Origin of the sequence: Pseudomonas fulva NBRC 16637 = DSM 17717 (assembly GCF_000730565.1) — a bacterium.
Lineage (GTDB): Bacteria > Pseudomonadota > Gammaproteobacteria > Pseudomonadales > Pseudomonadaceae > Aquipseudomonas > Aquipseudomonas fulva.
This window is the reverse complement of the sequence record NZ_BBIQ01000012.1, coordinates 19250-45949: the sequence shown is the minus strand read 5'-3', so window position 1 is coordinate 45949 and position 26700 is coordinate 19250. Positions and strand designations below refer to the sequence as shown.

General features: G+C 63.5%; 21 protein-coding genes. 6 read left to right on the top strand and 15 right to left on the bottom strand.

The annotated features are described in order from the left end of the window. Positions 1-134 precede the first annotated feature (134 nt). From accC to PFU01S_RS13265, 6 genes are all read right to left on the bottom strand, one after another. Positions 135-1490: an acetyl-CoA carboxylase biotin carboxylase subunit gene (gene accC, locus PFU01S_RS13290; RefSeq protein WP_027915162.1), complete on the bottom strand. Its 1356-nt coding sequence runs from the start codon at positions 1488-1490 to the stop codon at positions 135-137. A gap of 17 nt (positions 1491-1507) precedes the next feature. After that, positions 1508-1966, bottom strand: a complete 459-nt coding sequence (accB, locus tag PFU01S_RS13285) for an acetyl-CoA carboxylase biotin carboxyl carrier protein (RefSeq protein WP_023535179.1) — start codon at positions 1964-1966, stop codon at positions 1508-1510. A gap of 96 nt (positions 1967-2062) precedes the next feature. Then, positions 2063-2518, bottom strand: a complete 456-nt coding sequence (aroQ, locus tag PFU01S_RS13280) for a type II 3-dehydroquinate dehydratase (RefSeq protein ID WP_003255330.1) — start codon at positions 2516-2518, stop codon at positions 2063-2065. Between the two features lie 179 nt (positions 2519-2697). Further along, positions 2698-4461, bottom strand: a complete 1764-nt coding sequence (locus tag PFU01S_RS13275; RefSeq protein ID WP_028687884.1) for a protein-disulfide reductase DsbD — start codon at positions 4459-4461, stop codon at positions 2698-2700. Positions 4462-4586: 125 nt separating this feature from the next. Further along, positions 4587-6281: a methyl-accepting chemotaxis protein gene (locus tag PFU01S_RS13270; RefSeq protein WP_414707723.1), complete on the bottom strand. Its 1695-nt coding sequence runs from the start codon at positions 6279-6281 to the stop codon at positions 4587-4589. 390 nt (positions 6282-6671) lie between these two features. Then, positions 6672-8030 (bottom strand): diguanylate cyclase, encoded by a 1359-nt coding sequence (locus PFU01S_RS13265; RefSeq protein WP_028687886.1) that lies wholly within the window; start codon positions 8028-8030, stop codon positions 6672-6674. Positions 8031-8278: 248 nt separating this feature from the next. Here PFU01S_RS13265 and PFU01S_RS13260 point away from each other — a divergent pair, with 248 nt between their 5' ends. The 4 genes from PFU01S_RS13260 to speA all read left to right on the top strand — a co-directional run bounded on the left by PFU01S_RS13260 (position 8279) and on the right by speA (position 12523). Continuing rightward, complete coding sequence (locus PFU01S_RS13260) at positions 8279-9346, top strand: DUF2333 family protein (protein WP_027915166.1); 1068 nt, start codon at positions 8279-8281, stop codon at positions 9344-9346. Position 9347: 1 nt separating this feature from the next. After that, complete coding sequence (locus PFU01S_RS13255) at positions 9348-9884, top strand: NUDIX hydrolase (RefSeq protein WP_028687887.1); 537 nt, start codon at positions 9348-9350, stop codon at positions 9882-9884. Between the two features lie 203 nt (positions 9885-10087). Next, the gene (locus tag PFU01S_RS13250; RefSeq protein WP_028687888.1) at positions 10088-10459 is read left to right on the top strand and encodes a translation initiation factor Sui1; all 372 of its coding nucleotides are present in this window, start codon (positions 10088-10090) and stop codon (positions 10457-10459) included. 150 nt (positions 10460-10609) lie between these two features. Continuing rightward, positions 10610-12523 carry an arginine decarboxylase gene (gene speA, locus PFU01S_RS13245; protein ID WP_023535169.1) on the top strand — a complete coding sequence of 638 codons (1914 nt, stop codon included), beginning with the start codon at positions 10610-10612 and terminating at the stop codon, positions 12521-12523. Positions 12524-12620: 97 nt separating this feature from the next. Here the strand turns inward: speA and PFU01S_RS13240 are convergent, their stop codons facing one another. Beyond that, entirely contained in the window at positions 12621-13958 is a 1338-nt protein-coding gene (locus PFU01S_RS13240) for an MATE family efflux transporter (protein ID WP_028687889.1), read from the bottom strand. Positions 13959-14161: 203 nt separating this feature from the next. Here PFU01S_RS13240 and PFU01S_RS13235 point away from each other — a divergent pair, with 203 nt between their 5' ends. Beyond that, the gene (locus tag PFU01S_RS13235) at positions 14162-19057 is read left to right on the top strand and encodes an alpha-2-macroglobulin family protein (protein WP_028687890.1); all 4896 of its coding nucleotides are present in this window, start codon (positions 14162-14164) and stop codon (positions 19055-19057) included. 52 nt (positions 19058-19109) lie between these two features. Here PFU01S_RS13235 and PFU01S_RS13230 read toward each other — a convergent pair whose 3' ends face one another. Continuing rightward, positions 19110-19403 carry a hypothetical protein gene (locus tag PFU01S_RS13230; RefSeq protein ID WP_023535173.1) on the bottom strand — a complete coding sequence of 98 codons (294 nt, stop codon included), beginning with the start codon at positions 19401-19403 and terminating at the stop codon, positions 19110-19112. 77 nt (positions 19404-19480) lie between these two features. Here PFU01S_RS13230 and pbpC point away from each other — a divergent pair, with 77 nt between their 5' ends. Next, positions 19481-21838: a peptidoglycan glycosyltransferase PbpC gene (gene pbpC / locus PFU01S_RS13225; RefSeq protein WP_028687891.1), complete on the top strand. Its 2358-nt coding sequence runs from the start codon at positions 19481-19483 to the stop codon at positions 21836-21838. 36 nt (positions 21839-21874) lie between these two features. On the opposite strand, the gene PFU01S_RS13220 is transcribed toward pbpC, so the two are convergent. The 7 genes from PFU01S_RS13220 to PFU01S_RS13190 all read right to left on the bottom strand — a co-directional run bounded on the left by PFU01S_RS13220 (position 21875) and on the right by PFU01S_RS13190 (position 26700). Beyond that, on the bottom strand, positions 21875-22630 hold the full coding sequence (locus PFU01S_RS13220) for a response regulator transcription factor (protein WP_080992809.1): 756 nt from the start codon (positions 22628-22630) through the stop codon (positions 21875-21877). Between the two features lie 140 nt (positions 22631-22770). Continuing rightward, positions 22771-23241, bottom strand: a complete 471-nt coding sequence (locus tag PFU01S_RS13215; RefSeq protein WP_023535174.1) for an A24 family peptidase — start codon at positions 23239-23241, stop codon at positions 22771-22773. 207 nt (positions 23242-23448) lie between these two features. After that, a complete protein-coding gene (locus PFU01S_RS13210) occupies positions 23449-24018 on the bottom strand; it encodes a DUF4136 domain-containing protein (protein ID WP_028687892.1) in 570 nt (189 codons plus the stop codon). A gap of 19 nt (positions 24019-24037) precedes the next feature. After that, entirely contained in the window at positions 24038-24667 is a 630-nt protein-coding gene (locus PFU01S_RS13205; RefSeq protein WP_028687893.1) for a DUF4136 domain-containing protein, read from the bottom strand. Positions 24668-24686: 19 nt separating this feature from the next. Next, positions 24687-25436 (bottom strand): methyltransferase domain-containing protein, encoded by a 750-nt coding sequence (locus tag PFU01S_RS13200; RefSeq protein WP_028687894.1) that lies wholly within the window; start codon positions 25434-25436, stop codon positions 24687-24689. Continuing rightward, positions 25433-25738, bottom strand: coding sequence for a MazG-like family protein (locus PFU01S_RS13195; protein WP_023535180.1), 306 nt, complete (start codon positions 25736-25738; stop codon positions 25433-25435). The genes PFU01S_RS13200 and PFU01S_RS13195 overlap by 4 nt, the downstream gene beginning before the upstream one ends. Positions 25739-25818: 80 nt before the next feature. Further along, entirely contained in the window at positions 25819-26700 is an 882-nt protein-coding gene (locus PFU01S_RS13190) for a MaoC family dehydratase (protein WP_028687895.1), read from the bottom strand.

Genomic DNA, 26700 nt, shown 5'->3' with positions numbered 1-26700 from the left:
TTGCTGGGTGATCGCCATTTGCACAGTGTTTGGCCGCAAGCACCCTGAAGGGCCGTATCAGCCATTAATGAAGCCTAACAGGCAATAAAAAACCCCGGAGCCAGTCCGGGGTTCTTGTACGTCACACTACGCGATCAATCCTGGTTGGCCAGTTTGTGCTCGAGGTAGTGAATGTTGACGCCGCCTTTGCAGAAGCCTTCATCACGCACCAGATCACGGTGCAGCGGGATGTTGGTCTTGATGCCATCGACGACGATCTCGTCCAGGGCATTGCGCATGCGGGCCATGGCTTCGTCACGGTCCTTGCCCCAGGTGATCAGCTTGCCGATCAGCGAGTCATAGTTCGGCGGAACCGAATAACCGCTGTACAGGTGCGAATCGACGCGCACGCCGTTGCCGCCTGGTGCGTGGAAGTGCTTCACCTTGCCGGGGCTTGGGATGAACTTCTTCGGGTCTTCGGCGTTGATACGGCACTCCAGCGAGTGGCCGTGGACCACCACGTCCTCCTGGCGGAACGACAGCTTGTTGCCAGCGGCGATGCTCAGCATCTCCTTGACGATGTCGATGCCTGTGACCATCTCCGACACCGGGTGCTCAACCTGCACACGGGTGTTCATCTCGATGAAGTAGAAGCGGCCATCTTCGTACAGGAACTCGAACGTTCCCGCACCGCGGTAGCCGATCTCGATGCACGCGTCCACGCAGCGCTTGAACACTTCCTGGCGCGCTTTCTCGTCGATGCCTGGGGCCGGAGCCTCTTCCAGCACCTTCTGGTGGCGGCGTTGCAGCGAGCAGTCACGGTCACCGAGGTGTATCGCATTGCCCTGGCCGTCGGACAAGACCTGTACTTCCACGTGACGTGGGTTGGTCAGGAACTTCTCCAGGTACACCATCGGGTTGCCGAAGGCTGCACCGGCTTCGGTACGGGTGAGCTTGGCCGAGGCGATCAAATCCTCTTCCTTGTGCACCACGCGCATGCCGCGACCACCACCGCCACCGGCGGCCTTGATGATCACCGGGTAGCCGACGTCGCGGGCGATGGCCAGCGCGACTTCTTCGTCTTCCGGCAGCGGGCCGTCGGAGCCCGGCACGGTCGGTACACCCGACTTGATCATCGCGTCCTTGGCCGACACCTTGTCACCCATCAGGCGAATGGTGTCGGCTTTGGGGCCAATGAAGGCAAAGCCGGACTTCTCAACCTGCTCGGCAAAATCGGCGTTTTCCGCCAGGAAGCCGTAACCGGGGTGAATCGCGGTCGCGCCGGTGACTTCGGCAGCGGCGATGATCGCCGGGATGTGCAGGTACGAATCCTTGGACGATGCAGGGCCGATGCAGACCGACTCGTCTGCCAGGCCCAGGTGCATCAGTTCACGGTCAGCGGTGGAGTGCACGGCGACGGTCTTGATACCCAGCTCTTTGCAGGCACGCAGGATCCGCAGGGCAATTTCCCCGCGGTTGGCGATCAGGACTTTTTCGAGCTTCCCAGACATCGTTGGCTCTCCGCGATTCAAACGATGGTGAACAGCGGCTGGTCGAACTCAACCGGCTGGCCGTCTTCTACCAGGATGGCGTCGATGACACCGCCGACATCGGCTTCGATGTGGTTCATCATCTTCATGGCTTCGACGATGCACAGGGTGTCGCCTTTCTTCACGCTCTGGCCCACTTCAGCGAAGTTCGGCGAGGTCGGCGAAGGTTTGCGGTAGAAGGTGCCTACCATTGGCGAGCGGATGACGGTGCCCTTGAGGGCCGGGGCAGCGGCGGCAGCTTCGACAGCAGGGGCGGCAGCGGCGACCGGGGCAGCGGCAGGCGCAGCCATCGGGGCAGGTGCGTAGAACTGCTGGGCAGCTGGGGTCTTGCTGTGACGGCTGATGCGAACCGACTCTTCGCCTTCCTTGATCTCCAGCTCGTCGATGCCAGACTCTTCCAGCAGCTCGATCAGTTTCTTGACTTTACGGATATCCATTAATCATCAACTCCCAAAGGTTCGGTCAGGGGGCGAAATTGTTAAAGCGTGTCGACACGCTTCTCTTGACCCTGGCCACCGAGGCCAGGGCTTTCATCATTTGGGCTGTGCGTTGGCAGCCAGCTGTTCCAGCGCGGACTCCAGGGCCAGGCGATAACCGCTGGCGCCCAGACCACAGATCACCCCTACGGCTACATCGGAAAAGTAGGAGTGATGACGGAACGGTTCGCGTTTGTGCACGTTGGACAGGTGCACTTCGATGAATGGGATGCTCACCGCGAGCAATGCGTCACGTAGTGCAACGCTTGTGTGGGTGAATGCAGCCGGATTGATCAGGATGAAATCCACACCCTCGTTGCGTGCCGCATGAATGCGATCGATCAACTCGTATTCGGCATTGCTCTGCAAATACTGCAAATGGTGGCCCGCGGCGCGAGCACGTTGCTCCAGGTCCTGGTTGATCTGGGCCAGGGTCACGGCGCCATAGTGGCCGGGCTCGCGCGTACCGAGCAGGTTCAGATTGGGGCCGTGAAGCACCAGTAGCGTTGCCATCTGCGAGTTCCTTGGATTTGTAGGGCAATTCGACACAGCGCGGCGAGTGTGCCTAAAGCGACGGCAAGTGTCCAGTTCCCGGCAATAGCCAGCACGATGACCGAGATTCGCGCGAAGTATGTGACCGGATAGCAGGATCCGGTCACTGATCGCCGATATGTTCCTATGCCAGCGGGCCGTTACAGGCCTGACGTGTCGCGAACGCGGGACAAAATGGACGCAAAGTTCTCGGCATTTATCTCGCCTATCACCCGATCAGCGGTCAGTTCGCTGCCGTTGGCGGCAAAGAACATCAACGCTGGCGGGCCGAACAACCGATAGCGGTCCAGCAGGGCTCGCTGGGCCGCATCGCTGCGCGTCAGGTCCAGGCGCAACAGTTTGAAGCCCGCCAGTTGCGGCAGTACCTGAGGTGCATTCAACACCTCGTGCTCGATGACTTTGCAACTGATGCACCAGTCTGCGTACCAGTCCAGCAGTACCGGCTGGCCTGCGGCCTTGGCATCGGCCAGTGCAGCATCGAGCGCCTCGGCGGTGGTCAGTGTTTGCCACGCCTGGGCAGGGGGCGCAGCCTGACCAGCCATGCTCTCACCAACCGGAGGCAACGGCCGCAGCGGATCACCCTGGCCGCTGAGGGCGCCATACCCGCAGGCCAGGGCGTAGACCAGCAGCGCCAGGCCAAGCAGTTGGGCCAGGCGTTGGCGAGGCGTCTTGACGACGAATTCCAGTGTCCCCAGGAACACGGCCACCCCGGCCGCGAGCAACCCGATCAGCCCCAAGGTGACGGGCCCTGGCAAGACCCTGCTGAGCAAACCGATGGCCAGCCCCAGCAACAGGACGCCGATGGCGTTCTTGACACTGTTGAGCCATGAGCCGCTTTTCGGCAGCCAGGCGGCGCCACCGGTTGCGACCAGCAGCAGCGGGGCACCCATGCCCAGGCCCAGCGCGAACAGTTTGAGCGCACCGCCCAGGGCGTCTCCACTGGCACTGATATACAGCAGAGCACCGGCCAGCGGCGCCGAAACGCAGGGTGAAACCAACAGGCTGGACAACACGCCCAAGGCCGCGGCGCCCAGCAGCGAGCCGCCTTGGGTGCGATTGGCGACGCCGTCCAGACGGTTGCTCAGGGCCTGGGGCAGCTTGAGTTCGAACAAGCCGAACATGGCCAGGGCGAAAGCCACGAAGAACAGCGCAAAAGGCACCAGTACCCAGGCCGACTGCAGGCGCGCCTGCAGGTTGAGGCCTGCGCCGAACAGGCCCATCAAGGCCCCGAGGGCGGCGAAGCTGGCAGCCATGGACAGCACATAGGCCAGTGACAGCGACAGCCCGCGCAGCCCTCCTGTCTGACCGCGCAGTACCACACCCGAGAGAATGGGCAGCATGGGCAGCACGCATGGCGTGAACGTGAGGCCTACGCCGGCGATGAAGAACAGCAGGAGCGCTTTCCAGTCCCAGACGTGCGTGGCCTGGCTGCTCGGCGCGCTATCACCGTCAATGCTCAGCCGTTCGGTTTCAGGTGGATAGCACAAGCCTTTGTCAGCGCAGCCCTGGTAGCCCACCTGCAAGGTGAAAGCCCTGGAATCATTGCGTGGCAGCTCGATGTCGACGATGCCGTGATACACCTCCACATCGCCGAAGAATTCGTCATGCTTGGCCTCGCCCTTCGGGATGACCGGCGTGCCCAGAACAATGTCGGCCGGCTCGGTTCGAAACACGAAACGGTGGCGGTACAGGTAATAGCCGTCGGTGGCCACCAGGCGCAGCTTGATGGCATGGGCGTCGGCCTGGATCAGGCTGAGCTTGAAGGCTTCGTGTACCGGGAGGAAGTCGGCATTGCCGGCCAGTGAGGAGGCGCCGAGGGTGGCGCTGGGGCGATTGTCCAGCAACCCCGTGGCGAACACCGGGCTGGCCAGCAGTAGGCACAACAGGAAAAACAGGCGGTGCATGGTGAACTCGCAAGAACGAACGTGCCGCGCATCATAACGGAGTTGACGCTCAGGGAACCATGCGTGGGCCTGCCCGTCTTGCCGGTGATGGTCTAAAGCTATTTCGTGGAGCCAGGGCGGTCGGTTCAGGCCCTGAAGGCACCCACCGCCTGGTTCAGTGCGCTGCCAAGGCTAAGCAGGTGGTCGCCTTGCTCGCGTCCTTCACCGATGCGTTGCAGGTTATCTCCGCCCAGTTGATGAATCCGCTCGCTGTGGTCACGGATCTCGCTCACCGCTGCGCTTTGTTGCGCCGTCACTTCGGCAATGCGCAGGGCAGTGTCGGCAATGGTGCGGATCGCGCACACGATTTCGTCCAGTGCACCGTCGGCGGTCTGGGCCTGGTTGGCAGTGGCCTCGGCATGCTCCAGTTGTACCCGCGTACCGTCCACGGCGCCCTTGGCTGCCTGCTGCAATCTGTCGATCAGGGTCTGGATTTCCCCAGTAGCGCCGGTGGTGCGTTGGGCCAGGGTGCGGACTTCGTCGGCTACCACGGCGAACCCGCGACCCATTTCACCGGCGCGGGCGGCTTCGATGGCGGCATTGAGTGCCAGCAGGTTGGTCTGTTCCGCGATGGACCGGATCACTGTCAGCACGCCACCGATCGTGGCCGATTCTTCTGCCAGTTGCTCGATCATGCGCGCGTTGCCCTGCACCTCGTCGACCAGCGTGCGTAAACCCGACAAGCTTTGCCCGATCACCGCCTGGCCCTGTTCCACTGCCCGGCCTGCGTCACGGCTGGCCAGGGCTGCAGCGCTGGCGTCGCCAGCCACCTGCTGGATGGTCGCTTCCAGTTCTCCAAGCGCGTCGCGAATCTGCCCGGTATCCCCGGCCTGTCGTTGTGCGCCATCGTGCAAGGCAGCACTCATGTCGGCCAGCGCATGGCTGCTGCCGGCCACTTGCTCGGCGTTGTGCCGCAGGGCGCCTACCAGTTCGACCAGGTACTGGCGCAGGCGATTGAGCGAAGCCTGGATGTCATGCAGCTCGCGGTTGGTCCTGCCCATTTCGACAGGCTGGGTAAAATCGCCCTCGGCCCAGCGCGACAGCGCAGGCGCCAGGCCGGTGAGTGTGCGTGCAAGACGACGTTGCAGGGTGTCGATGAGCAGGGCGATCAGCAGGATCATCACGATCATCCCCCCTTGCAGGGTGCGCACTTCGCCCGCGATCGTGCCATGCAGGCTGCGCACCTCTGGCTCCAGGGCCGCGATGGCCTGGCGCACTGCCTCCAGTTGTTGCGTGGCGCGGGTCGCCAGGGCGGCGCGCTGGGCGATCTGGGCACGGGTACGTTGCAGCTCGGCCGGATAGCGCCCAACCAGGCTTTGCAACTCGCGCTTGAGGCCTACGGCGACGTCTTCCTGCTGGGCACGGGTATCGGTCTGCAAACCCATCAGCGCGGCAAAGTCATCCGCGCCGGATTCGGCAGCACGGGTCACGCCCAGCAGCGGCAAGCCTTCGATGACGTGCGCCTGGGCCTGAATCGATTGCAGCTCGCGTTCCAGCTCGTTCGCAAGTTCCGGCCGGCCGCTGCCCACCAGCTTTTCCCGCGCCAGGCCAAGCCTGCTCAGGTGCAAGGTCGCCTCGACAAGCGGCAGCAGGTATCGCCCAGCGTCGGGGCTGGTGCTGTCGCGCGCATAGGTGGTCAGTTGCTCCAGATTGGCCCCCAGCTCGCGCTCGGATTGCAGCAACAGCGCCTGGGGGTCACCGGCCAACTTGCCGGCGGCCAGCAACTCACCCGCGCTGAAGGCCTGGAGGTCGTCCAGGCTGGGGCGCAGTTGGCTGGCCATCGCCTCGGGCCATTCGGCCAGCGAGGCTTGCAGTTGAACCGTGGCCTGCAGTGCCGCGGCATGGCGCACGGCATCGCCGTTGCCAAGATAGGCCTGGATGTTCTCGGCCGCCTCAGTCTGGAAATGGCGCGACAGGGTCAGGTAGCGCTCCATCATCTGGTAGGGGCGCTCCAGCGCCCGCTGCGACCACCACAGCGTGACGCCCAGGGCGATGCACACCGTCACCAGTAACAACGTATTCAAATTGGTCAGCCACTTCAGGCGCATAGCCGCGAGCTTCCTGCGGGGGAGGGAGGAGTCAGGGGCCTGAAGTTATTGCGTTCGTGTGACGCGATGATGACGGCGGCACGCAGTTGAATGGCAAAGTGCCTTTATCCTTTGCCCGGCTTTTCAGGGCTCCACACGCACCACGCAATTGCGTCCCGCATGCTTGGCCCGGTACAGCGCCTCGTCGGCCGCGCTGGCCATGGTCAGCGCATCGAGGCCGTCATCGAGTTGCACCACGCCCGCGCTGAACGTACAGCGCAGGTCATGGGGCTGGGCTGGGTAGAGGATTTCGGCAAAACGCCCGCGGATGTCATCGAGCACCTTGTACGCCGCCTCCAATGGGGTATTGGGCATGACGATCGCGAATTCCTCGCCGCCGTAGCGTCCGATGAAATCGGTCTTGCGCAGGCGTTGCTTGAGAAACAGCGCCAGGCTCTTGATTACCCGGTCGCCCATGGGATGGCCGTGGCGATCGTTGATTTTCTTGAAGCGGTCGATGTCGAGCATGGCAAAGCTCAACGGCTGCTGTTCGCGCCGGGCACGGAAGCTGCAATCTTCGAGCAATTGCAGGATATGGGTGTGGTTGTACAGCCCGGTCAGGCTGTCGCGGACCATGCGCGCCTTCAGGTGCCGAGCGCGGGCCGCGCGGTTGCGCACCGTGGTGATCAGGTGGCGCGAGCGAAACGGCTTGGTCAGAAAGTCATCACCGCCTTCGCTCATGGCCTCAAGTTGCTTGTCCAGGTCATCCTCGGCCGACAGGTAGATGATCGGAACACTGACGTAGCGGTCGTTATGGCGAATCACCTTGGCCAGTTCAGGGCCGGTGCACGCCGGCATGTACAGGTCAAGGATGATCAAGTCAGGCTGGAAGTCAGCCAGCTCGGCCATGGTAGCGATCGGGTCGGTCAGGCTGCGGGTGATCATCCCGGCGCCTGCCAACACCCGTTCCGTGAACAGAGCCTGGGTGCGTGAGTCATCGATGATCAGCACGCGCAGGGGATCGTACGGCGCGGCATCGGTCAGTAACTCGACTTTCTCCAGCAGACTGGAAGCCTCCAGTGTCCCGGTGAGGAAATCGCGACCGCCCGCCCGCACGGCGGCCAAGCGCGTCGGGGTATCGGTTTCGTGGTGGCTGAAGAACAGCAGCGGCAGGGGTTTGGTCTGCCGCGCCTGGGCTTCGGCCGCCAACGTCAGGCCCTGGCCGACCCCATTGAAGTCGACGTCCATGATGACCGCCGAAGGCGGGCATTCGTCCACCGATGCGCGAAAGGCATCGGCAGTGGGCAAGGCCTGTACGCCCAGGCCGAAGAATTCCAGTTGCTGGGCCAGGCGCTCGGCGCGGTCGTGGTCCTGCAAGAGGATATAGACCGGCCTGCGCTGGGGCGCCAGCAGCAACTGATCCTGTGGATCGTCCTTGCGCAGGCCACTACGCGCAACATGCTCAGCGGGGCACTGCGGGCTCGGCTCAACTGCTTGGCTCATGTCCTGGCTACTTGTCGTTAGGGGTATGCAGGGGCAGTGATGGCTCTATGCTAGCAGCTCTTGAGCTGCGTATGCGTGGCCCCTTTCAACAAACTGGGCTGAATGACTATTCAGTTCTCGACCCAGGGGTCGCTTATGCGTAAGGCGGTGTCTGCTTTATAGTGCTGTCAGGCGGGCTTGCCGTGGCACCCTGGCGTAGGCCTGTGGTCAAAGCCCCTGAACCGTCGTGACTGATCAAGGATATAGCCATGCTGGACTGGAAAAACCGCGAGGCCAAAGCCGAGCCCCGCGAGCGTGTCGACGGCCGCGGCGCTGCCGCCCGTAGCTATTTTGGTGGCCTGTGGGGCCGCTCACTGTTGGCCCTGATCGGGCTCTACCTGCTGGTGTGCATCGGTCTTGCCTGGTACTGGAGCCAGGAACCCGAATTGTTCCCGGTGCAGCAGAACGCCCAGAGCGCAGCCGAGCGTAACGGCCAGCAGATGGTAGTGGGCTACACCACCGTCGAAACGCTCAAGACCGTGGCGAGCACCTTGTTGAACAAGCCAGGTGGCTATATCGCCAATGACCGTCTCCCGCCAGGCCTGTGGATGGACAACATGCCCAACTGGGAGTACGGCGTACTGGTCCAGGTGCGTGACCTTTCCCGCGCGCTGCGCAAGGACTTCGCCCGCTCCCAGTCGCAATCGACTGAAGACGCCGACCTGGCCAAGGCCGAGCCGCGCTTCAACTTCGATTACAAGAGCTGGATCCTGCCGTCCAGCGAATCGGAATTCGAAGAAGGCATCAAGTCGCTGGCGCGCTATCAGGCTCGCCTGGCTTCAGGCGACAAGGGCGCGATCTTCTATACCCGTGCAGACAACCTGAACAACTGGCTGGGTGACGTCGCTACCCGCCTGGGCTCGCTGTCGCAACGGCTCTCGGCCAGTGTAGGCCGCGTGAAGCTCAACACCACCCTCAAGACCGAGTCCGTGGTGGCTGGCCAGGCGCCGCAGGTAGATGAGGAAGTGGTGGAAACCCCATGGCTGCAGATCGACGACGTGTTCTATGAAGCCCGCGGCCAGGCCTGGGCGCTGTCGCACCTGCTGCGTGCGATCGAAGTCGATTTTGCCGACGTGTTGGCCAAGAAGAACGCCACCGTGAGTGTGCGTCAGATCATCCGGGAACTGGAGGCCTCGCAAGAGCCTCTGTGGAGCCCGATGGTGCTCAACGGCAGTGGTTTCGGCATGTGGGCCAACCACTCGCTGGTCATGGCCAACTACATCTCCCGCGCCAACGCGGCGGTCATCGACCTGCGCCAGCTGCTGTCGCAGGGTTGAGATGAGCTTCAGCCCTGATGAAGCCGCACACCGGGCGGCTTCGGACCGGGAGCAGGTTACCTGGGTGGACGAACACGACCAGGTGCTCGGCGCATTGCCCAGGGCGCAGTTGCGCGAGCGCGGGCTGATCGGGCGCTGCACGTTCATTCTGTTGTTCAATGGTGCCGGTGAACTGTGCGTGCACCGGCGTACCCTGAGCAAGGCGCTGTACCCCGGCTACTGGGACGTTGCCGCCGGCGGCATGGTGGCCGCTGGTGAAACGTACGCCGAATCGGCTGCGCGCGAGCTGGCCGAGGAACTGGGCGTCGCCGACGTGACCTTGCGCTTTCACGAGCGGTTTTTCTTCGATCAGCCTGACAATCGCCTGTGGTGCGCCTTGTACTCGGCAGTGTCCGATGCGCCGCTGCGGCTGCAGCCCGAGGAAGTGATCGAGGCACGTTTCATCGGTATCGACCAGGCCCTGGAGGACAGTCGGCTCAGGCCTTATTGCCCTGACTCGATGGCTGCGTTGATCCGCTACAGGAACAGCCTCGTCTAGCCGCTGCAGAGCGGGTCGCAAAACATTCGCAAAATGGCGCAATCCAGTACTTAGCAACTGCACCGTTTATCGTTACACTGCGCGGCCTTTTCGGGCTGCCGCACGTGTTGCGGCAGTAGCGCCGCCCCTGCCAGAGTGGGGCTTCGCGGTCGGCCTCATGTGCAGGTACGACCAGTTTTTGTCCTCAGCACCGAGGCACAAAAGTGGCCAAGAAAGCTTCTTCCCTCTCCGCCCTCGGCGGTCTCGTTTATTCGACCGATACCGGTCGTCGTTGCCCTGACTGTGGCCAGCCCGTGAATGCCTGTACCTGCAAGCAGCAGGTCATTCCCGAGGGTGATGGTATTGCCCGCGTGCGCCGCGAGAGCAAAGGCCGTGGCGGCAAGACCGTGACGACCGTCACGGGTGTGCCGTTGCCGGCCGATCAGCTCAAGGAACTGGCTGCCACCCTCAAGCGCCGCTGTGGTACCGGTGGCGCGCTCAAGGACGGCGTCATCGAGATCCAGGGTGATCATGTGCAATTGCTGCTCGACGAGCTGAGCAAGCAGGGCTTCAAGGCGAAAAAGTCGGGCGGCTGAGTCGCTCGGCAGGTTTTCGTCCTGCGCTTTCTAAACTCGTCGCAGTGACCAGGGTCTACCCCAGAGCACGGGCGAACCGTCATTTTTGGCTTCTACACTGCTTCCCCGGTTTGACCGGCAGTGTCTTGACTCAATTTATAGGGGACTTGAATGTCCGTACGACGCACACGCAAAGACGATGGTAGCCAATGGACCGTGGCCGACAGCCGCAGTGTTTATGGCATCCGCCATTGGGGCGCTGGGTATTTCGCCATCAATGAAGCCGGGCGCGTCGAAGTGCGCCCCAACGGCCCGGACAGCTCGCCGATCGACCTGTACGAGCAGGTTGACCAGCTGCGCCAGAGCGGCCTGTCGCTGCCTTTGCTGGTGCGCTTCCCCGACATTCTGCAGGACCGCGTACGCCAGCTGACCGGCGCCTTCGACGCCAACATCGCGCGCCTGGAATACCAGAGCCAGTACACCGCCCTGTACCCGATCAAGGTCAACCAGCAGGAGGCGGTGGTCGAGAACATCATCGCCACCCAGAACGTGTCCATCGGGCTGGAAGCCGGCTCCAAACCCGAATTGCTGGCGGTGCTGGCCTTGGCGCCCAAGGGCGGTACCATCGTCTGCAACGGTTACAAGGACCGCGAGTTCATCCGCCTGGCGCTGATGGGACAGAAGCTGGGCCACAACGTCTTCATCGTCATCGAGAAAGAGTCCGAAGTGGCCTTGGTCATCGAGGAAGCGGCCGACCTCAAGGTCAAGCCGCAGGTGGGCCTGCGCGTGCGCCTGTCGTCGCTGGCATCGAGCAAGTGGGCTGACACCGGGGGCGAGAAGTCCAAGTTCGGGCTTTCTGCCGCGCAGCTGATTTCCGTGGTGCAGCGTTTCCGCGATGCCGGCCTTGATCAGGGTATCCGCCTGCTGCACTTCCACATGGGCTCGCAGATCGCCAACCTGGCGGACTACCAGCACGGCTTCAAGGAAGCCATCCGCTATTACGGCGAATTGCGCGCCCTGGGCCTGCCGGTGGACCACATCGATGTGGGCGGCGGCCTGGGTGTGGACTACGACGGCACTCACTCGCGCAACGCCAGCTCGATCAACTATGACATGGATGACTATGCCGGCGTGGTGGTAGGCATGCTCAAAGAGTTCTGCGACGCGCAGGGCTTGCCGCACCCGCACATCTTCTCGGAGAGCGGCCGTTCGCTGACGGCTCACCATGCCATGCTGGTCATCCAGGTCACTGACGTGGAGCGACACAATGACCAGGTGCCGACCATCGAGAACAAGGACGCGCTGCCCGAAACCGTGCAGTGGCTGGCCGATCTGCTGGGGCCCACCGACATCGAGATGGTGACCGAAACCTACTGGCGCGCCACCCACTACATGGGCGATGTAGCCGCCCAGTATGCTGACGGCAAGATCAGCCTGGCCGAGAAAGCCCTGGCCGAGCAGTGCTACTACGCTGTGTGCCGTCGTCTTTACAACTCGCTGAAGGCTCGCCAGCGCTCGCACCGTCAGGTACTCGACGAGCTGAACGACAAGTTGGCGGACAAGTACATCTGCAACTTCTCGGTGTTCCAGAGCCTGCCGGACACCTGGGCCATCGGTCAGGTGCTGCCGATCATCCCGCTGCACCGCCTGGACGAAGAGCCCCTGCGGCGCGCCGTGCTGCAAGACCTGACGTGCGACTCCGACGGCAAGATCAACCAGTATGTCGATGAGCAGAGCATCGAGACCAGCATGCCGGTGCACGCCCTGAACGAGGGCGAGGACTACCTGCTGGGCGTGTTCCTGGTCGGTGCCTACCAGGAGATTCTGGGCGACATGCACAACCTGTTCGGTGACACCGACTCGGTCAACATCTACCAGAATGCCGATGGCAGCGTGTACCACGCCGGTATCGAGACCCACGACACCATCGAGGACATGCTGCGCTACGTGCACCTGTCCCCCGAGGAGCTGATGACTCACTACCGCGACAAGGTGGCCAGCGCCAAGATCACCGCGCGCGAGCGTACCCAGTACCTGGATGCGCTGCGCCTGGGCTTGACCCGTTCGTCCTACCTCTCGTCCTGAGCAGCGTCAGCCCGTGAGGCCTCATTGCCGTCACGCCTTCGCGGCGTGGCGGCAGTGAACACTGGCTTCGAATGCTCACGGGTCCACGCCACTGATCTCACGCCACCCAGGCGTCGTTGCTTTGCAGGCGCCCCGCCACCCAAGCCAACGTCAGGGCGCGCACGCCCATGAAGACGAGAAACGCCAACCACAGGCCATGGTTGCCCAGCCCGCTCAGGGCAAAGGCCAGCGGCAATGCAATCGCGAGCGATGCCAGCATGGCGTTGCGCATTTCCCGAGCACGTGTGGCCCCGATGAACAGCCCATCGAGCAAATAGCTCCACACGGCGATCAACGGCAGGCACGCCAGATAGGGCAGGTACGGGTAAGCCGCCGCCCTGACACTGTCGATATCGGTTTGCAGATCGATGAACAGGTGTCCTCCCACCCAAAACAGACCGGCAAAGACCGAACTCGCAATCAGCGACCATCCACCGGCCACCACCAGCGCACGGCGTAACGTGTCGCGGTCCCGAGCGCCAATGGCGTGACCGCACAGCGCCTCGACCGCGTGCGCCAGGCCATCGAGGGCATAGGCCGTAAGCAGCAGGCCGTTGAGCAGCAGTGCATTGGCCGCCACCGTGGCCTCGCCCAGGCGTGCGCCCTGTACGGCGATTAGTAGAAAGACCAACTGCAAGGCAAGGCTGCGCAAAAAGATGTCGCGGTTCACCGCCAACAGCGGGCGCCAGGCCTGCCAGCGTCTGAGTGCTGCCCAGGCGATGTGGCCCGGATAGGCGCGCAGGGCCGGACGGGTAAGCGCCAGGCCCAGCAGGGCCGCGCACCATTCGGCAATCACCGACGCGCGTGCCGAGCCCAGGACGCCCCAATCCAGGCCGAGCACGAACCACAGGTTCAGCACGATATTGAGCAGGTTGGTGGTCAGCAGGATCGCCAACGGCGCCCGGGCATTCTGTGTCCCCAGAAACCACCCGACCAAGGCGTAGCTGGCCAGTGCCGCCGGCAGGCCCAGCAACCGGGTGTGGAAAAAGGTTTGCGTAGCCTGCCCCAGGGCCGCACTGGGCTGCATGGCGTGCAGTGCCAACTGGCTGAAGGGCATGGCCAGCAGGCCGATGAGCCATGCGAAGCCCACTGCCAGCATCAGGCCCTGAACCAACACCTGGCGCAGGGCGGCGCCATCCCCTCGGCCGGCGGCCTGGGCGGCGAAGCCTGTCGAGCCCATGCGCAAGAAGCCCATCAAGCCGACCATGAAGGTAAACAGCGTAGCGCCCACGGCCACTGCGCCGAGTTGATGGGCATGGGGCAGGTGGCCAATGACGGTGCTGTCGACCAGCGCAACCAGTGGCACCGAGACATTGGACAGGATCATGGGCGCGGCCAGCCCCCACACCTTGAAGTGGGTGGGGCGGTGGTGCCAGTCGGCGAAGAATCGGGGCATGTTCATTCCAGCGAAAACGGGGGCTGCAAACGCTCGAACGGACGCGCGCCAGGCGGCAATGCAAGCCAAGGGCGACAGTGTAACGGCCACGCAACCATTGTGTGCGATCAAGGTCTCATCTGGCGCACAACGCTGGGTGCAGCACTCGGCCTTGCGCTATAGTTGCTGCCTTCATCTACACCCTGCCTTCGAGTGTCTACTCCATGTTCAACAAAGGATTGTTGCTGGCCTGCGCGCTGGCCTTGCTCAGCGCCTGTGACGCCTCAACGCCCGACGCCTCGGCCCCTGCCCAGAAGCCAACCGCCAGCGCTACCGCCAAGACAGCGCAGCGCGAAGACCCCGCCGTGCTTGCCAAGCGCTACGAGGGTCGTGAGCTGACGGTACTGGATGTGTCGGAAGTACAGCTCGATGGCGCGGCCACGCTGTCGGTCAGTTTCTCGGCGCCGCTGGATGCCGACCAGGATTTCGCCAACAGGGTTCACCTGGTGGACACGGTCAAGGGCAAGCTGGACGGTGCCTGGGAGCTGTCCGACAGCCAGATGGAGCTGCGCCTGCGTCACCTGGAACCGCAGCGCAAGCTGGTGCTGACCGTGGACAAAGGCCTGCTGGCTGTCAATGGCAAGGCCTTGCAGGAAGAGTCGATCACTCGCCTTGAGACACGCGACCTGCAACCCACCGTTGGCTTCGCCAGCCGGGGCTCGCTGTTGCCGACGCGGCTGGCAGAGGGACTGCCGGTCATCGCATTGAACGTGGACAAGGTGGATGTGGAGTTCTTTCGCGTCAAACCGGACATGGTCTCCTCGTTCATGGCCAACTGGGGGCGCAGCAGCAGCCTGGAGTACTACCAGTCCAAGGACACGCTGAGCATGGCCGAGCTGGTCTACAGCGGCCGCTTCGACCTCAACCCTGCACGCAACACGCGTGAAACCGTGCTGTTGCCCATTGCCGGCATCAAGCCGCTGCAGGAGCCCGGTGTGTACCTGGCCGTAATGCGCGCCTCGGGTACCTACGATTACTCCCAGCCAGCTACCCTGTTCACCCTGAGCGACATTGGCGTGTCGGCCCACCGCTACCGCGATCGCATCGATGTGTTCGCCCAGGCCCTGGAGGGGGGCAAGGCGATGGATGGCGTCAACATCGAGCTCCACGACAAGAAAGGCAAGCTGCTGGCCCAAGCCAGCACCGATGGCAAAGGCCATGCTGAACTGCCGATCACAACGAAGGCCGATACCCTCATCGCCACCCAAGGCGTGCACACGACCTTGTTGCGGCTCAATACTGCGGCGCTGGACCTGGCGGAATTCGACATCACCGGTCCCCAGGCCAATCCGCTGCAACTCTTCATCTTCGGCCCGCGCGACCTGTATCGCCCAGGCGAAACGGTGCTGTTGAACGGCTTGCTGCGCGACCAGGACGGCAAGCCCGTCAAGGCGCAACCGGTGAACGTCGAAGTACGCCGGCCGGATGAACAAGTCAGCCGCAAGTTCGTCTGGGAAGCAGACGATAACGGCCTGTTCCAGTACCAGTTGCAACTGGCCACCGAGGCGCCGACCGGCCGTTGGCAACTGCTGCTCGACCTGGGCGGCGGACGCAAGCAGGTCTACGAGTTCCTGGTCGAGGACTTCCTGCCTGAGCGGCTGGCCCTCGAACTCAAAGGCAGCAGCAAGCCCCTGGCCCCTGATCAGGACGCGCGCATCGAGGTGACTGGCCGCTATCTATACGGTGCGCCGGCCGCTGGCAATCGCCTGAGTGGCCAGGCCTATGTGCGCCCGCTGCGTGAAGCGGTACCTGCACTGCCGGGCTACCAGTTCGGCTCGGTTACCGAAGGCGAACTGGAGCAGGACTTGGAGCTTGATGAAGTCACCCTCGACCAGGCAGGCAAGGCGGTCCTGGATATTTCCAGCCGCTGGGCAGAGGCGCGTTCGCCGTTGCAACTGACCGTGCAGGCGAGCCTGCAGGAGTCCGGTGGCAGGCCCATCACCCGTCGCCTTGAGCAACCTGTTTGGCCGGCCGAACGCCTCCCAGGCCTGCGCGGGCTGTTCGACGGTGATGAAGCCGACAGTGAAGGCCCGGTGGAATTCGAGTTTCTGGTCGCTAACCGCGAGGGCAAGAAACTGGCCGCCGACGACCTGAAGGTCAGGCTGATCCGCGAGCGACGGGATTACTACTGGAATTATTCGCAAGGTGATGGCTGGAGCTACGCCTACAACGAAAAATTCCTGACCCAGGTGGAAGAGACGGTAAGCGTCAAGGCCGACGCCACGGCCAAGCTGAGCTTCCCGGTCGAGTGGGGCCCCTATCGCGTTGAGGTCGAAGACCCGCAGACCGGCCTGGTGTCCAGTCAGCGCTTCTGGGCAGGCTACCGCGCCCAGGACAATGCCGAGGGCGGAGCGGTACGCCCCGACCAGGTCAAGCTGGCCTTGGACAAGCCCTCCTACGCCGACGGTGCAACGGCCAAGGTCACGGTTACGCCACCAGCCGCCGGCAGTGGTTACTTGATGATCGAGTCCAGCGACGGCCCGTTGTGGTGGCAGGAAATCCAGGTGCCTGCAGAAGGAAAGACCTTCGATATCCCGCTGGACAAAGCCTGGGCACGCCACGACCTTTACCTCAGCACCTTGGTGGTGCGCCCAGGTGAACGCAAGGCCAATGCCACGCCCAAGCGTGCGGTAGGCCTGTTGCACCTGCCGCTCGACCGTGCCGAGCGCAAGCTGGCGGTGACGTTGCAGGCACCGGAAAAAATGCGTCCCAAGCAGCCACTGACGGTGAAAATCAAGGCGGCAAACGCCGACGGCAGCGTGCCTGCACAGGTGCGTGTGCTGGTGTCGGCGGTGGACGTCGGCATCCTCAATATCACCGACTTCAAGACCCCGGATCCCTTTGCAAGCCTGTTTGGTCGCAAGGCCTACGGTGCCGATCAGCTCGACATCTACGGGCAACTGATCGAAGCCGGGCAAGGGCGTCTGGCCAGCCTGGCATTCGGTGGTGACGCGGCGATGGCCAAGGGGGGCAAGCGCCCTAATACCATCGTCACCATCGTGGCCCAGCAGAGCCTGCCGGTGACCCTGAACGAGAAGGGGGAAGGGCAAGCCACGGTCGATATCCCTGATTTCAACGGTGAGTTGAGGCTCATGGCCCAGGCCTGGACCGAGGATCACTTTGGCATGGCAGAGGGCAAGACCGTGGTGGCCGCACCGCTGATTGCCGAACTCTCGGCCCCGCGGTTCCTGGCAGGCGGCGATCAGACGCGTTTGGCGCTGGACCTGGCCAACTTGTCGGGAGCTGCCCAACAGCTGACCGTGCAAGTGACCACCGAAGGGCAAGTGAGCCTGACCGGCAATGCCATGCAGTCTGTGGCGTTGGCCGAAGGCCAGCGGTCCACCCTGATGATTCCGGTGCAGGCCCAAGGTGGCCTGGGGCAGGGCAAGGTGCATGTGCAGGTGACCGGCCTGCAGTTGGCCGGCGAGGCGCAGACCACGTTCGAGCGCGAATGGACACTGGGCGTGCGTCCGGCCTATCCCGCCATGCTCAAGCATTTCCGCGTGGCCTTGAAGGATCAGCCCTGGACGTTGCCCGAGGCGGACCTTGCTGCTTTCGAGCCTGCCGGCCTCGAGGGCACGCTGGCCCTGTCGAGTCGCCCCCCGCTCAACCTCGCCGAACAGATCCGCGCGCTGAAGGCTTACCCGTATGGGTGCCTCGAGCAGACCACCAGCGGGCTGTACCCATCGTTGTATGCGGACGCCGATACCCTAAAACGGCTCGGCATCGAGGGTGAACCGGCCACAGTGCGCAAGCGCAAGATCGAGATGGGCATCGAGCACCTGCTGGGTATGCAGCGCTACAACGGCAGCTTTGGCTTGTGGAGTGCCGACAGCGAAGAGGAATACTGGCTGACGGCCTATGTCACCGACTTCCTTCTGCGTGCCCGCGATCAAGGCTACGGGGTACCCGCCGAGGCGCTGAAGAAAGCCAGCGAGCGGTTGTTGCGCTACCTGCAGGAGCGCAACCTGATCGAGGTGGACTACAGCGAGGACGCCGATCACACCCGGTTCGCCGTGCAGGCTTACGCCGCGCTGGTGCTGTCGCGCAGTCAGCAGGCGCCCTTGGGCGCGCTACGCGGGTTGTTCGAGCGCCGCGCCGATGCGCGTTCCGGTTTGCCGTTGGTGCAACTGGCCGTGGCGCTGGACAAGATGGGTGACAAACCTCGTGCCGACCAGGCCCTGCAGGCAGGGCTCGCCGTCAGCCGCGGCAAGCACTGGATGGCAGACTACGGCAGCCCCCTGCGTGACCAAGCGTTGATCCTGGCACTGCTGCAGGAAAACAAACTTGCCAGTGGCCAGGTGGACCAGCGGCTCTTCGCCCTGTCCGACGAAGTGGCGGCCAATCGCTGGCTGTCCACCCAAGAGCGCAACGCCTTGTTCCTGGCCGGACGTGGCCTGCTGGGTACGCCTGAAGCCAAGTGGCAGGCCCGCCTGGACAGCGCCGGTGAGCTGCGTGATTTCAATAACGCCGAAGCCGGCATGAAGCTGGAAGGGCCCCTGCTGGCATCGCCGCTGACGGTGCAGAACCAAGGCAGCCAGACCGTCTACCAGCAACTGACCCTGTCGGGTTACCCCCGCCAGGCGCCGCCTGCCAGTAGCAATGGCATGCAGATCCGCCGCGAGTACTTGGGCATGAAGGGCCAGCCGCTGGACCTGGCGAACCTGCGCAGCGGCGATCTGGTGCTGGTGCATCTTGCCCTCAAGGCCGATGAGCGCGTTCCCGATGCGCTGGTGGTCGATCTCTTGCCAGCGGGCCTGGAGCTTGAAAACCAGAACCTTGCGCAAAGTGCAGCCAGCCTGGATAACGCCAGCGGCGCAGTGAAGCAATGGCGCGAATCGATGCAAAATGCCAACGTGGTTCACCAGGAGTACCGCGACGACCGTTACGTCGCAGCGCTCAAGCTGGACAGCTACGCAACCACTCACCTGCTGTACCTGGCGCGAGCGGTGACCCCAGGTACCTACCGGGTACCGCCACCGCAGGTCGAGTCGATGTACCGCCCCAACCTGCAGGCCGTGGGGGAAGGGCAGGGTGAAATGACGGTCAAGCCTCGCTAGGGGCAAGCCTTGTGCGGCGATCAGGGCTTTCACCTGTTCGTCGCACGGCCACTCAATGAATCACCCAGCTCATTACCCACAGGCCCAATACCAGCCAGATGATGCCGAGGATGATCGAGGCACGCATGAAGGCGCGGATCGCCGAAAACAGCAACATCAGGCCCACGATCAGGGCCAGGATGCTGACCAGCGAGGTGTCCATGCCCAAGGTGCGCGACAGGCCATCGACGAAGTTGCCGCCCGCATTGGCCAACAGGTTGAACAACCCGCTCAGCGCGTCGACGACGATGCGGATCAGCGATCCCAGTGCTTGCCCCAGCCATTCGAAAAAACCTTCTACATGCATAGTTGCTTCCTGATCAACATGGCGGCGTTCTTGCCGTTTTCAGTGCTTTGGCCCTTGTCGGGGCAGGTCGGTTCCCGATGCCAAGCTTAGCCCGTTGGCGGCGATCGCGAACCGGCAAGGCAGTGCGTGCCCTGGTGATTGGCGCGGTGGCCTTGATGGGGCTGCTGTGGCTGGCCGACCGGATCTGGCCTTTGCCCATGCCTTCCGACGACCTGGCCCGGGTCGTGCTGGCCGAAGATGGCACGCCGTTGTGGCGATTCGCCGATGCCGACGGGGTGTGGCGCTATCCAGTCAGCCCCGAGCAGGTGTCGCCTCTATACCTGCAAGCGTTGCTGACGTACGAGGACCGCTGGTTCTACCATCACCTGGGCGTGAACCCGATGGCTTTGGTCAGGGCGGCGTGGTTGAACGCGCGGGGCGGCCGCGTGGTGTCAGGCGGCAGCACGTTGTCGATGCAGGTAGCGCGCCTGCTCGATCCCCATGATCGCACCGTGGCGGGCAAGTTGCGGCAGCTGTGGCGCACGCTGCAGCTGGAATGGCACCTGTCCAAGCGGGACATTCTGCAAATCTACCTGGACCGCGCGCCGTTCGGCGGCACCTTGCAAGGTGTTGCCGCTGCCAGCTGGGCTTATCTGGGCAAGTCGCCCTTGCACCTGACGCCGTCGGAGGCAGCCCTGCTGGCGGTGCTGCCGCAAGCGCCCAGCCGCCTGCGTCCCGACCGCCACCCCGAGCGCGCCGAACGCGCGCGCAACAAGGTGCTGCAACGGTTGGCGCAGTATCGAGTGTGGCCCGAGCAGCGCCTGCGTGAAGCAGCTGAAGAACCGCTGGTGCTGGCACCGCGCCAGGAGCCGGCATTGGCACCATTGCTGGCCCGCCGTCTGAACACCCCTGGTAGCCCGCCGTTGATCCGTACCACCGTGGACGCCGGGTTACAGCGCCGGCTGGAAGACTTGCTGCTGGGATGGCGAGCGCGCCTGCCGGAGCGCACGTCTGCCGCAATCCTGGTGGTCGATGCGCAGACCATGGCTGTACGCGCTTACTTGGGCTCGATCGACCTCACGGACGCCCGGCGCTTCGGGCACGTGGACATGGTGCGGGCGTTGCGCTCGCCTGGCTCCACGCTCAAGCCGTTTCTGTATGGCCTGGCGATGGATGACGGGCTCATTCATTCCGAGTCGCTGTTGCAGGACGTGCCACGCCGCTACGGTGACTACCGTCCGGGCAATTTTTCCAGCGGCTTCAGCGGGCCGGTGTCGGCCAGTTCGGCATTGGCCCTGTCGCTCAACTTGCCCGCCGTGCAGTTGCTCGAGGCCTATGGCCCGAAACGCTTCGCCGCGCAGCTGCGCATGGGCGGCTTGCCGCTGACGCTACCGCCGCTGGCCGAGCCGAATCTTTCGCTGATCCTGGGCGGTGCCGGTAGCCGCCTGGAAGACCTGGTAGGCGGCTATGCGGCCTTGGCCCGGGAGGGTAAAAGCGCCCAGGTGCGGTTGCAGCCCCAAGCACCCTTGGTGGAGCACCGGCTCTTGTCGCCGGGTGCGGCGTGGATCATTCGGCGCATCCTTGGTGGCCAGGCTCGGCCCGACCGCGATCGGCATGCCGAACTGGTACGTCGCCCCCAACTGGCCTGGAAAACCGGCACCAGCTACGGCTTTCGAGATGCCTGGTCGATTGGCGTCGGCCCTCGCTACCTGATCGGGGTATGGATTGGCCGGCCGGACGGCACCCCTGTGGCCGGGCAGTTCGGTCTGGCCTCGGCCGCCCCGTTGATGCTGCAAGTGCACGACCTGCTCAGCAACCGGGACAGCCAGCGCGGGTTCGAAGCCCCGGTGCAGCGAACGCCTGCCAATGTCGGGGTGGCGGCGATCTGTTGGCCTTTGGGGCAAGCTATGAGCCGCCAGGACGACAACTGCAGGCGCCAGCGCTTTGCCTGGACCCTGGACGGCACCGTTCCCCCTACGTTGCAGGCGGCCGATCAGCCGTTGGGCCTGGGTTTGCGCGAACACATCTGGGTCAACGACCGCGGTTTGCGCGTCGACAGCTCTTGCCCAGGCGCCCAGGCGCGCGAGGTAGCCCTGTGGCCCGCCCCCCTGGAACCCTGGTTGCCTCGAGCTGAACGGCGGGCTGCCCGTCTACCGGCCATGGACCTCACATGCCCACCGCAAGGTCCGGTCAGTGCCCCGCCGCTGGCCATCGTCGGTATTCGTTCTGGTGACCATCTGCGTCGCCCCGCCACCAGTGGTGAGCCGCTGCAAGTGCCAGTGTCGGCGCTGGGCGGTGGTGGGCGGCGTTGGTGGTTCCTCAATGGGCAACCGCTGGGGGAAACCAAGGGGCAGGACAGCCTGCTGGTGCGCCTGCCGCAGGCAGGGCAGGCCGAATTGAGTGCGCTGGACGAAAGCGGTGAGACCGCGCGGGTCGTGTTTCAGGTCAACGAGTAGTACGGCGGTGTGCCGGTGCCTTGGCACCGGCACCTGTCAGTGCGCCGTGAAGCGTTGATTCACCGGGGAGGAGCCTGGTGTCAGAGCCAATGCCAGTTGCGTGCGGTTGTGCATATGGGTCAGGCGCAACACCTGGGACACGTACAGTTTCACTGTGTTTTCGGTGATACCCAATTCACAGGCGATCTGATAATTGGTCTTGCCCTTGCCCACTAGCCGCGCCACCTCCAATTGACGGGGCGAGAGCTTTTCGAACACCGAGGGCAGCTCGGCCTCGGCTTCCTCCGTGTCGCCGGCGCGCCGGTGAGCCCCCTGCCCGCGGGCTTTTTCCAAGTCCTGATACAATTCGTCGACGGACTCTGCCAGATCCTGCAGGCGCTGATTGAGCCCACTGAGGTCGTGGAAACCGCGCTGACGTTCCTGCAGCACCTGCTCCTGGCGGCGTACCCCTTCGAGCAGCTCGTCAAGGTCCATCGGTTTCTGGTAGTAGTCCGCAAAGCCTTCGCGCAGCGCCCGAATGACGTCCTGCTTTTCGGCACGGCCGGTCAACATGATCGCCTCGAACATGCGCTGATTGCCGTCGATCTGCTTTAGAGCCCGCATCAGTTCGATGCCATCGCGTCCGGGCATGTGAAGGTCGCAGATGATCAGACCGATGGCTGGGTCGGCCTTATAGTGTTTTACCGCCTCATCCGTGGAGAGTGCCGATACGCAACTGTATCCCTTGGCTTGCAGGAACTCGCACAGCTGTTCGACGATGACCGACTGATCATCGACTACCAGCACTTTCATTTCACTTACAGGTTTGGACACGATCAACTCCCTGTGAATATACGGCCCTGCTCCCGGGCTAGACGCTCTGGCAGATTAAAAGTAGCCGTACCTCTCGTAGTTGTACAAGGTGTGTACAAGATTAGGGACCGCTGGTTTCTTCATTGGATCCATACAGCTGTCAGAAGGTAGCCAGCCAGCACATAGGGGACGAATGCCTGCTTGTCGCCCATGGCTTCGGTCAGGGCCTGCAGGCGTTTTTTCACCTTGGGGTTGAGCAGCGTCCATAAGCGCCTACGGGTAGTCAGCCAGATCAACAACGCGATCCCGGCCCCGATAAAGGTGCCGAGCACATGATCGGTGCCGGTAGCCAATGCCAGCGCGCCCATCAGTTTGACGTCATCGGCGCCGAAGTGGCCCAGCATGTAGCCGGGCAAGGTGAGGAGCATGACGATGGCCAGCCCCCAGCCTGCCGAGCTAGGGTCGGCGCCAAGCCAAGTGTGGCCGGTTGCGAACAGCCATAGCAGAGCCCCTACGGCCACACCCAGCGTCAATAGATCCGGGAGCTGGCGCTGGCGCACATCCTGTTCGGTACACAAGGCAAGCCACAGAAGAAGAACAATGCTTTGCATCGACAGGTCGCCTTTCCTGGTAGATGAACACTTACCCGTTCAGTCAGGTTTCCTTAGTCAAGATAGACCGGAACCTGCATGACGGCCGTGTGCCGCGAGGAAAAGGCGCTGGGAGAATGAGTTTTGTCGCAGTCGTCGTCTGTCGAGAGGGGCGGTCGGCCTCTGCCTGCACCCCGCCACGGGGCGAGGCAGGCAGAACATGCCCCGCTAGCGTTTGCTGCCAGGTGGATAATTGCCCAGCACCTGAGCCACCGTTTTTTGGATGGCTTCGTTGCGTTCCTGCGGGCTTGGCGGGTAGTTGTTCATGATCTGCTCGGCACTGCCGCGCCAGACCAGCTTGCCATCGCGCCCATCAAGCAAGTCGACCTGGATGGTCGCGACCTTGTAGTCGACGCTGCGGGTTTCGTTGTACATCGGCCCGCCCCAGTAACCTCCCCAATAGCCACCCCACCCGCCGCCGTAGTTGGTGGTGACCTGTTGCTGGCGTTGCTCCACTATCAGATAGGTGCGCACGTTGAGGTCCGCTCGCGTGCCAGGGGGCGCTGGGCGTAGGCCACGCTGATCAAGCTGTTCGCTGACCGCCTGACGGATGCGCTGCTCGGTCAGGTCGCTCTTGATGCGTGGATCGTCAGGACGATATTGCAGGCCGGGCTCCTGCCAGGCCCAGTTGCGGTAGGCGGCAAAATCACGACTCGCGTCGTAGTCCTGCTGCACATTATGGCTTGAGCAGGCAGCCAGCAAGGCCGCGAACGACACGAGTAACAGGCGGCGAAACATGATGAATCTCCGTTAGGCGTTAACTGGGAGGATAGCCGCTGAGGGCCTTGCGCACGGCGTCGCGCACGGCATTTTCACGGTCTCGCGGGGAACCCTGGTCGTTGCCGCTTTCGGCGCTGGCGCTCCAGACGGCCTGGCCGCTGCGGCTGTCGTACAGGTCGATGCGCACCACCATGACCTCAACCTGATAGGTGCGCACCACTGGGGTACTGGCATAACCCCCAAAACCGTTGCGGTAACCGCCATAGCCTACGTTGCCGTAGGGCCCGTAGTAGGGGTCGTAGCCGTCGTAGTCGCGCACTTGGCGCAGGCGTTTCTCACGGCGGATATCGGCGCCGACAAGCAGGTCGCCAACGCCGCTGCGGGCGGGGCGCAAGCCCTGCTGATCGAGCGCTGCGGCGACGGCATCGGCCAACTGCGCAGGATCGGCATTGGCCGAACCGCTGGGCAGGTGGCCGTCACGCCAGCTCCAGCTGCGGTAGCGGCCGTAGTCCCGTGTCGGTGCGGGGTAAGCGCTTGCGTCGAACGTGGTCGCTGCCTGAGGCGGGGCTGGTGGCAGTGGGCGGCTGCTGGCGACGTAGGGATTGGTGCCCTGGCATCCGGCCAGAACCAACGGCAGCAGGGCCAGTGGCAACAGACGGTACGGCATGCTTGCTCCTCACGGCAGGTCAACGTGGGCGACAGACCCAGTGCAGGTAACGGCCCAGGCCGGCGAAACTCGGATGGCGGCGGTGAGCGAGCTCCATTTCCAGCAGGTCCAGCAGCTCGGCGCGGTCCTGAAATTCCTTGGGCATGTAGTCATGGAAAACACGTATGCCACTTTCACTTTCGACCTGCCACAGAGGTTCAAGTTGCGCCCTGAGCGCCCGCGGATCAAGTGGTTTCTGCGGGGTAAGGCTCTGCTTTTCACCTTCGAGGCGATTGCTGCGCAGTTTGCGGAAGTGGCCCTTGAGCAGGTTGCGGTAGACCAGGGCATCGCGGTTGTAGAACGCCAACGACAGCCACCCTTCGGGGGCCGTGAGTTGATGCAGAACTGGCAGGATACTTTCCGGCTCAGCCAGCCATTCAAGTACCGCGTGGCACACGACCACGTCGTAGGGCTCGGTCAGCTCGCCCAGCAACGCTTGCCAGGGTGCCTGGATGAACGTTGCCGCCTGACCCGCTGCGGCAAAGCGGGCCCGTGCCCCTTCGAGCATGGGCTCGGCAGGTTCGGCCAGGGTAAGCTGGTGCCCGCGCTGGGCCAACCATAGCGCCATGTGGCCAAGGCCAGCACCGATATCGAGGATGCGCAACGGGCGATCCGGCAAGGCTTCGGCCAGGTCGGCCTGCAAGACTGCCAGCCTGATCGCACCCTTTGCGCCGCCATAGATCTTTTCGGCAAAACGGGTGGCCAGTTCATCGAAATGACGGTCGTTCATCGTGCGAAGCGCCTTTCACTGTCGGCCAGCTTGGCGCGCACCACCTGGTCCATGTCCAGCCCCAGTTCACTGCACAACAGCAACAGGTAGAGCACGACATCGCCTACTTCCTGACCGGCGTGGGCCAACTGTTCGGGTGGCAGGCGACGTGACTCGTCCTCGCTGAGCCACTGGAAGATTTCAACCAGCTCGGCCATTTCAACGCTGGCGGCCATGGCCAAATTCTTTGGGCTGTGGAAACGTTGCCAGTCATTGGTATCGCGGATTTGATGCAGGCGTTGAGTCAGTTCTTGCAGGTTCATCGGGTTCTCCTCATGGCGCATAGCTTCCGCGCAGGGCCGTTGCAAAGCAAGCTTCCCTGCACGGGGGCAGCACGCGCGAGTCAGCCCTGCAAGCAGGCCCAGCGGCCGAGCATATGTACCACGTCCGCCTGGCCGTCCAGGCGCAGTTCACCCACAGGGCCGGCCTGGCTGGCGCTGAGCACCACCTCCGAGGGCAAGCGCACGGGTTTGTGGAAGTCCACTTCGAACCGATAGCCACTGTGGGGCAAGTGCCCGTGCAGCGCGGCCATGGCCATGGCCTTGCTCCACATGCCGTGGGCGATGGCAGTGGGAAAACCGAACAGCTGGGCGCTGGGGGCGCTGAGGTGAATGGGGTTGTAGTCGCCGCAGACCTTGGCATAACGGCGGCCGATATCACTGTCGGCATACCAGCGCGTGACTTCAGGCAAGCTGCTGGTCTGTTCCTCGGCCGTTTCTGCAGTTTCTGCAGTTTCTGCTTCTACGGGGTCGCCGTCGAGCTTCAGCCCGCGCACGAGCATGCGGCTGGTTTCCCGCCAGAGCACGCCGATACCGTCCGCCGCCTCGGTGACCAGGTCGAACGTTCCACCTTTGGGGTGGGGCTGCAGGTTGTCGGCGTGAACCGCCATTCGCAGCGACTCGATGCCCCCAAGAGGGCGAATGACGTCAATGCGGTTGTGCAGGTGGACCAGCCCCAGTAGCGGAAAGGGAAACTGCTCGGCGGTCATCAGCTGCAGTTGCAGGTTGAACGCCATGATGTGCGGATACGTGGCAGGCAGCCGGCCATCGTCGACGAAACGACACAACTGCCGGTAGGCATGCAGTTGCTTGGGCTGAACCGCCAGGGTGCAGCGCAGCCCGTGCATAGGCAGTTGATCACCGGTGATGCGTCGTTTGCCCGCTGCGCGCAGGTACAGGCTGGCGCGGCTGGCGGGTTGGTGCAGGTCATGCCATTGTCGTTGCAT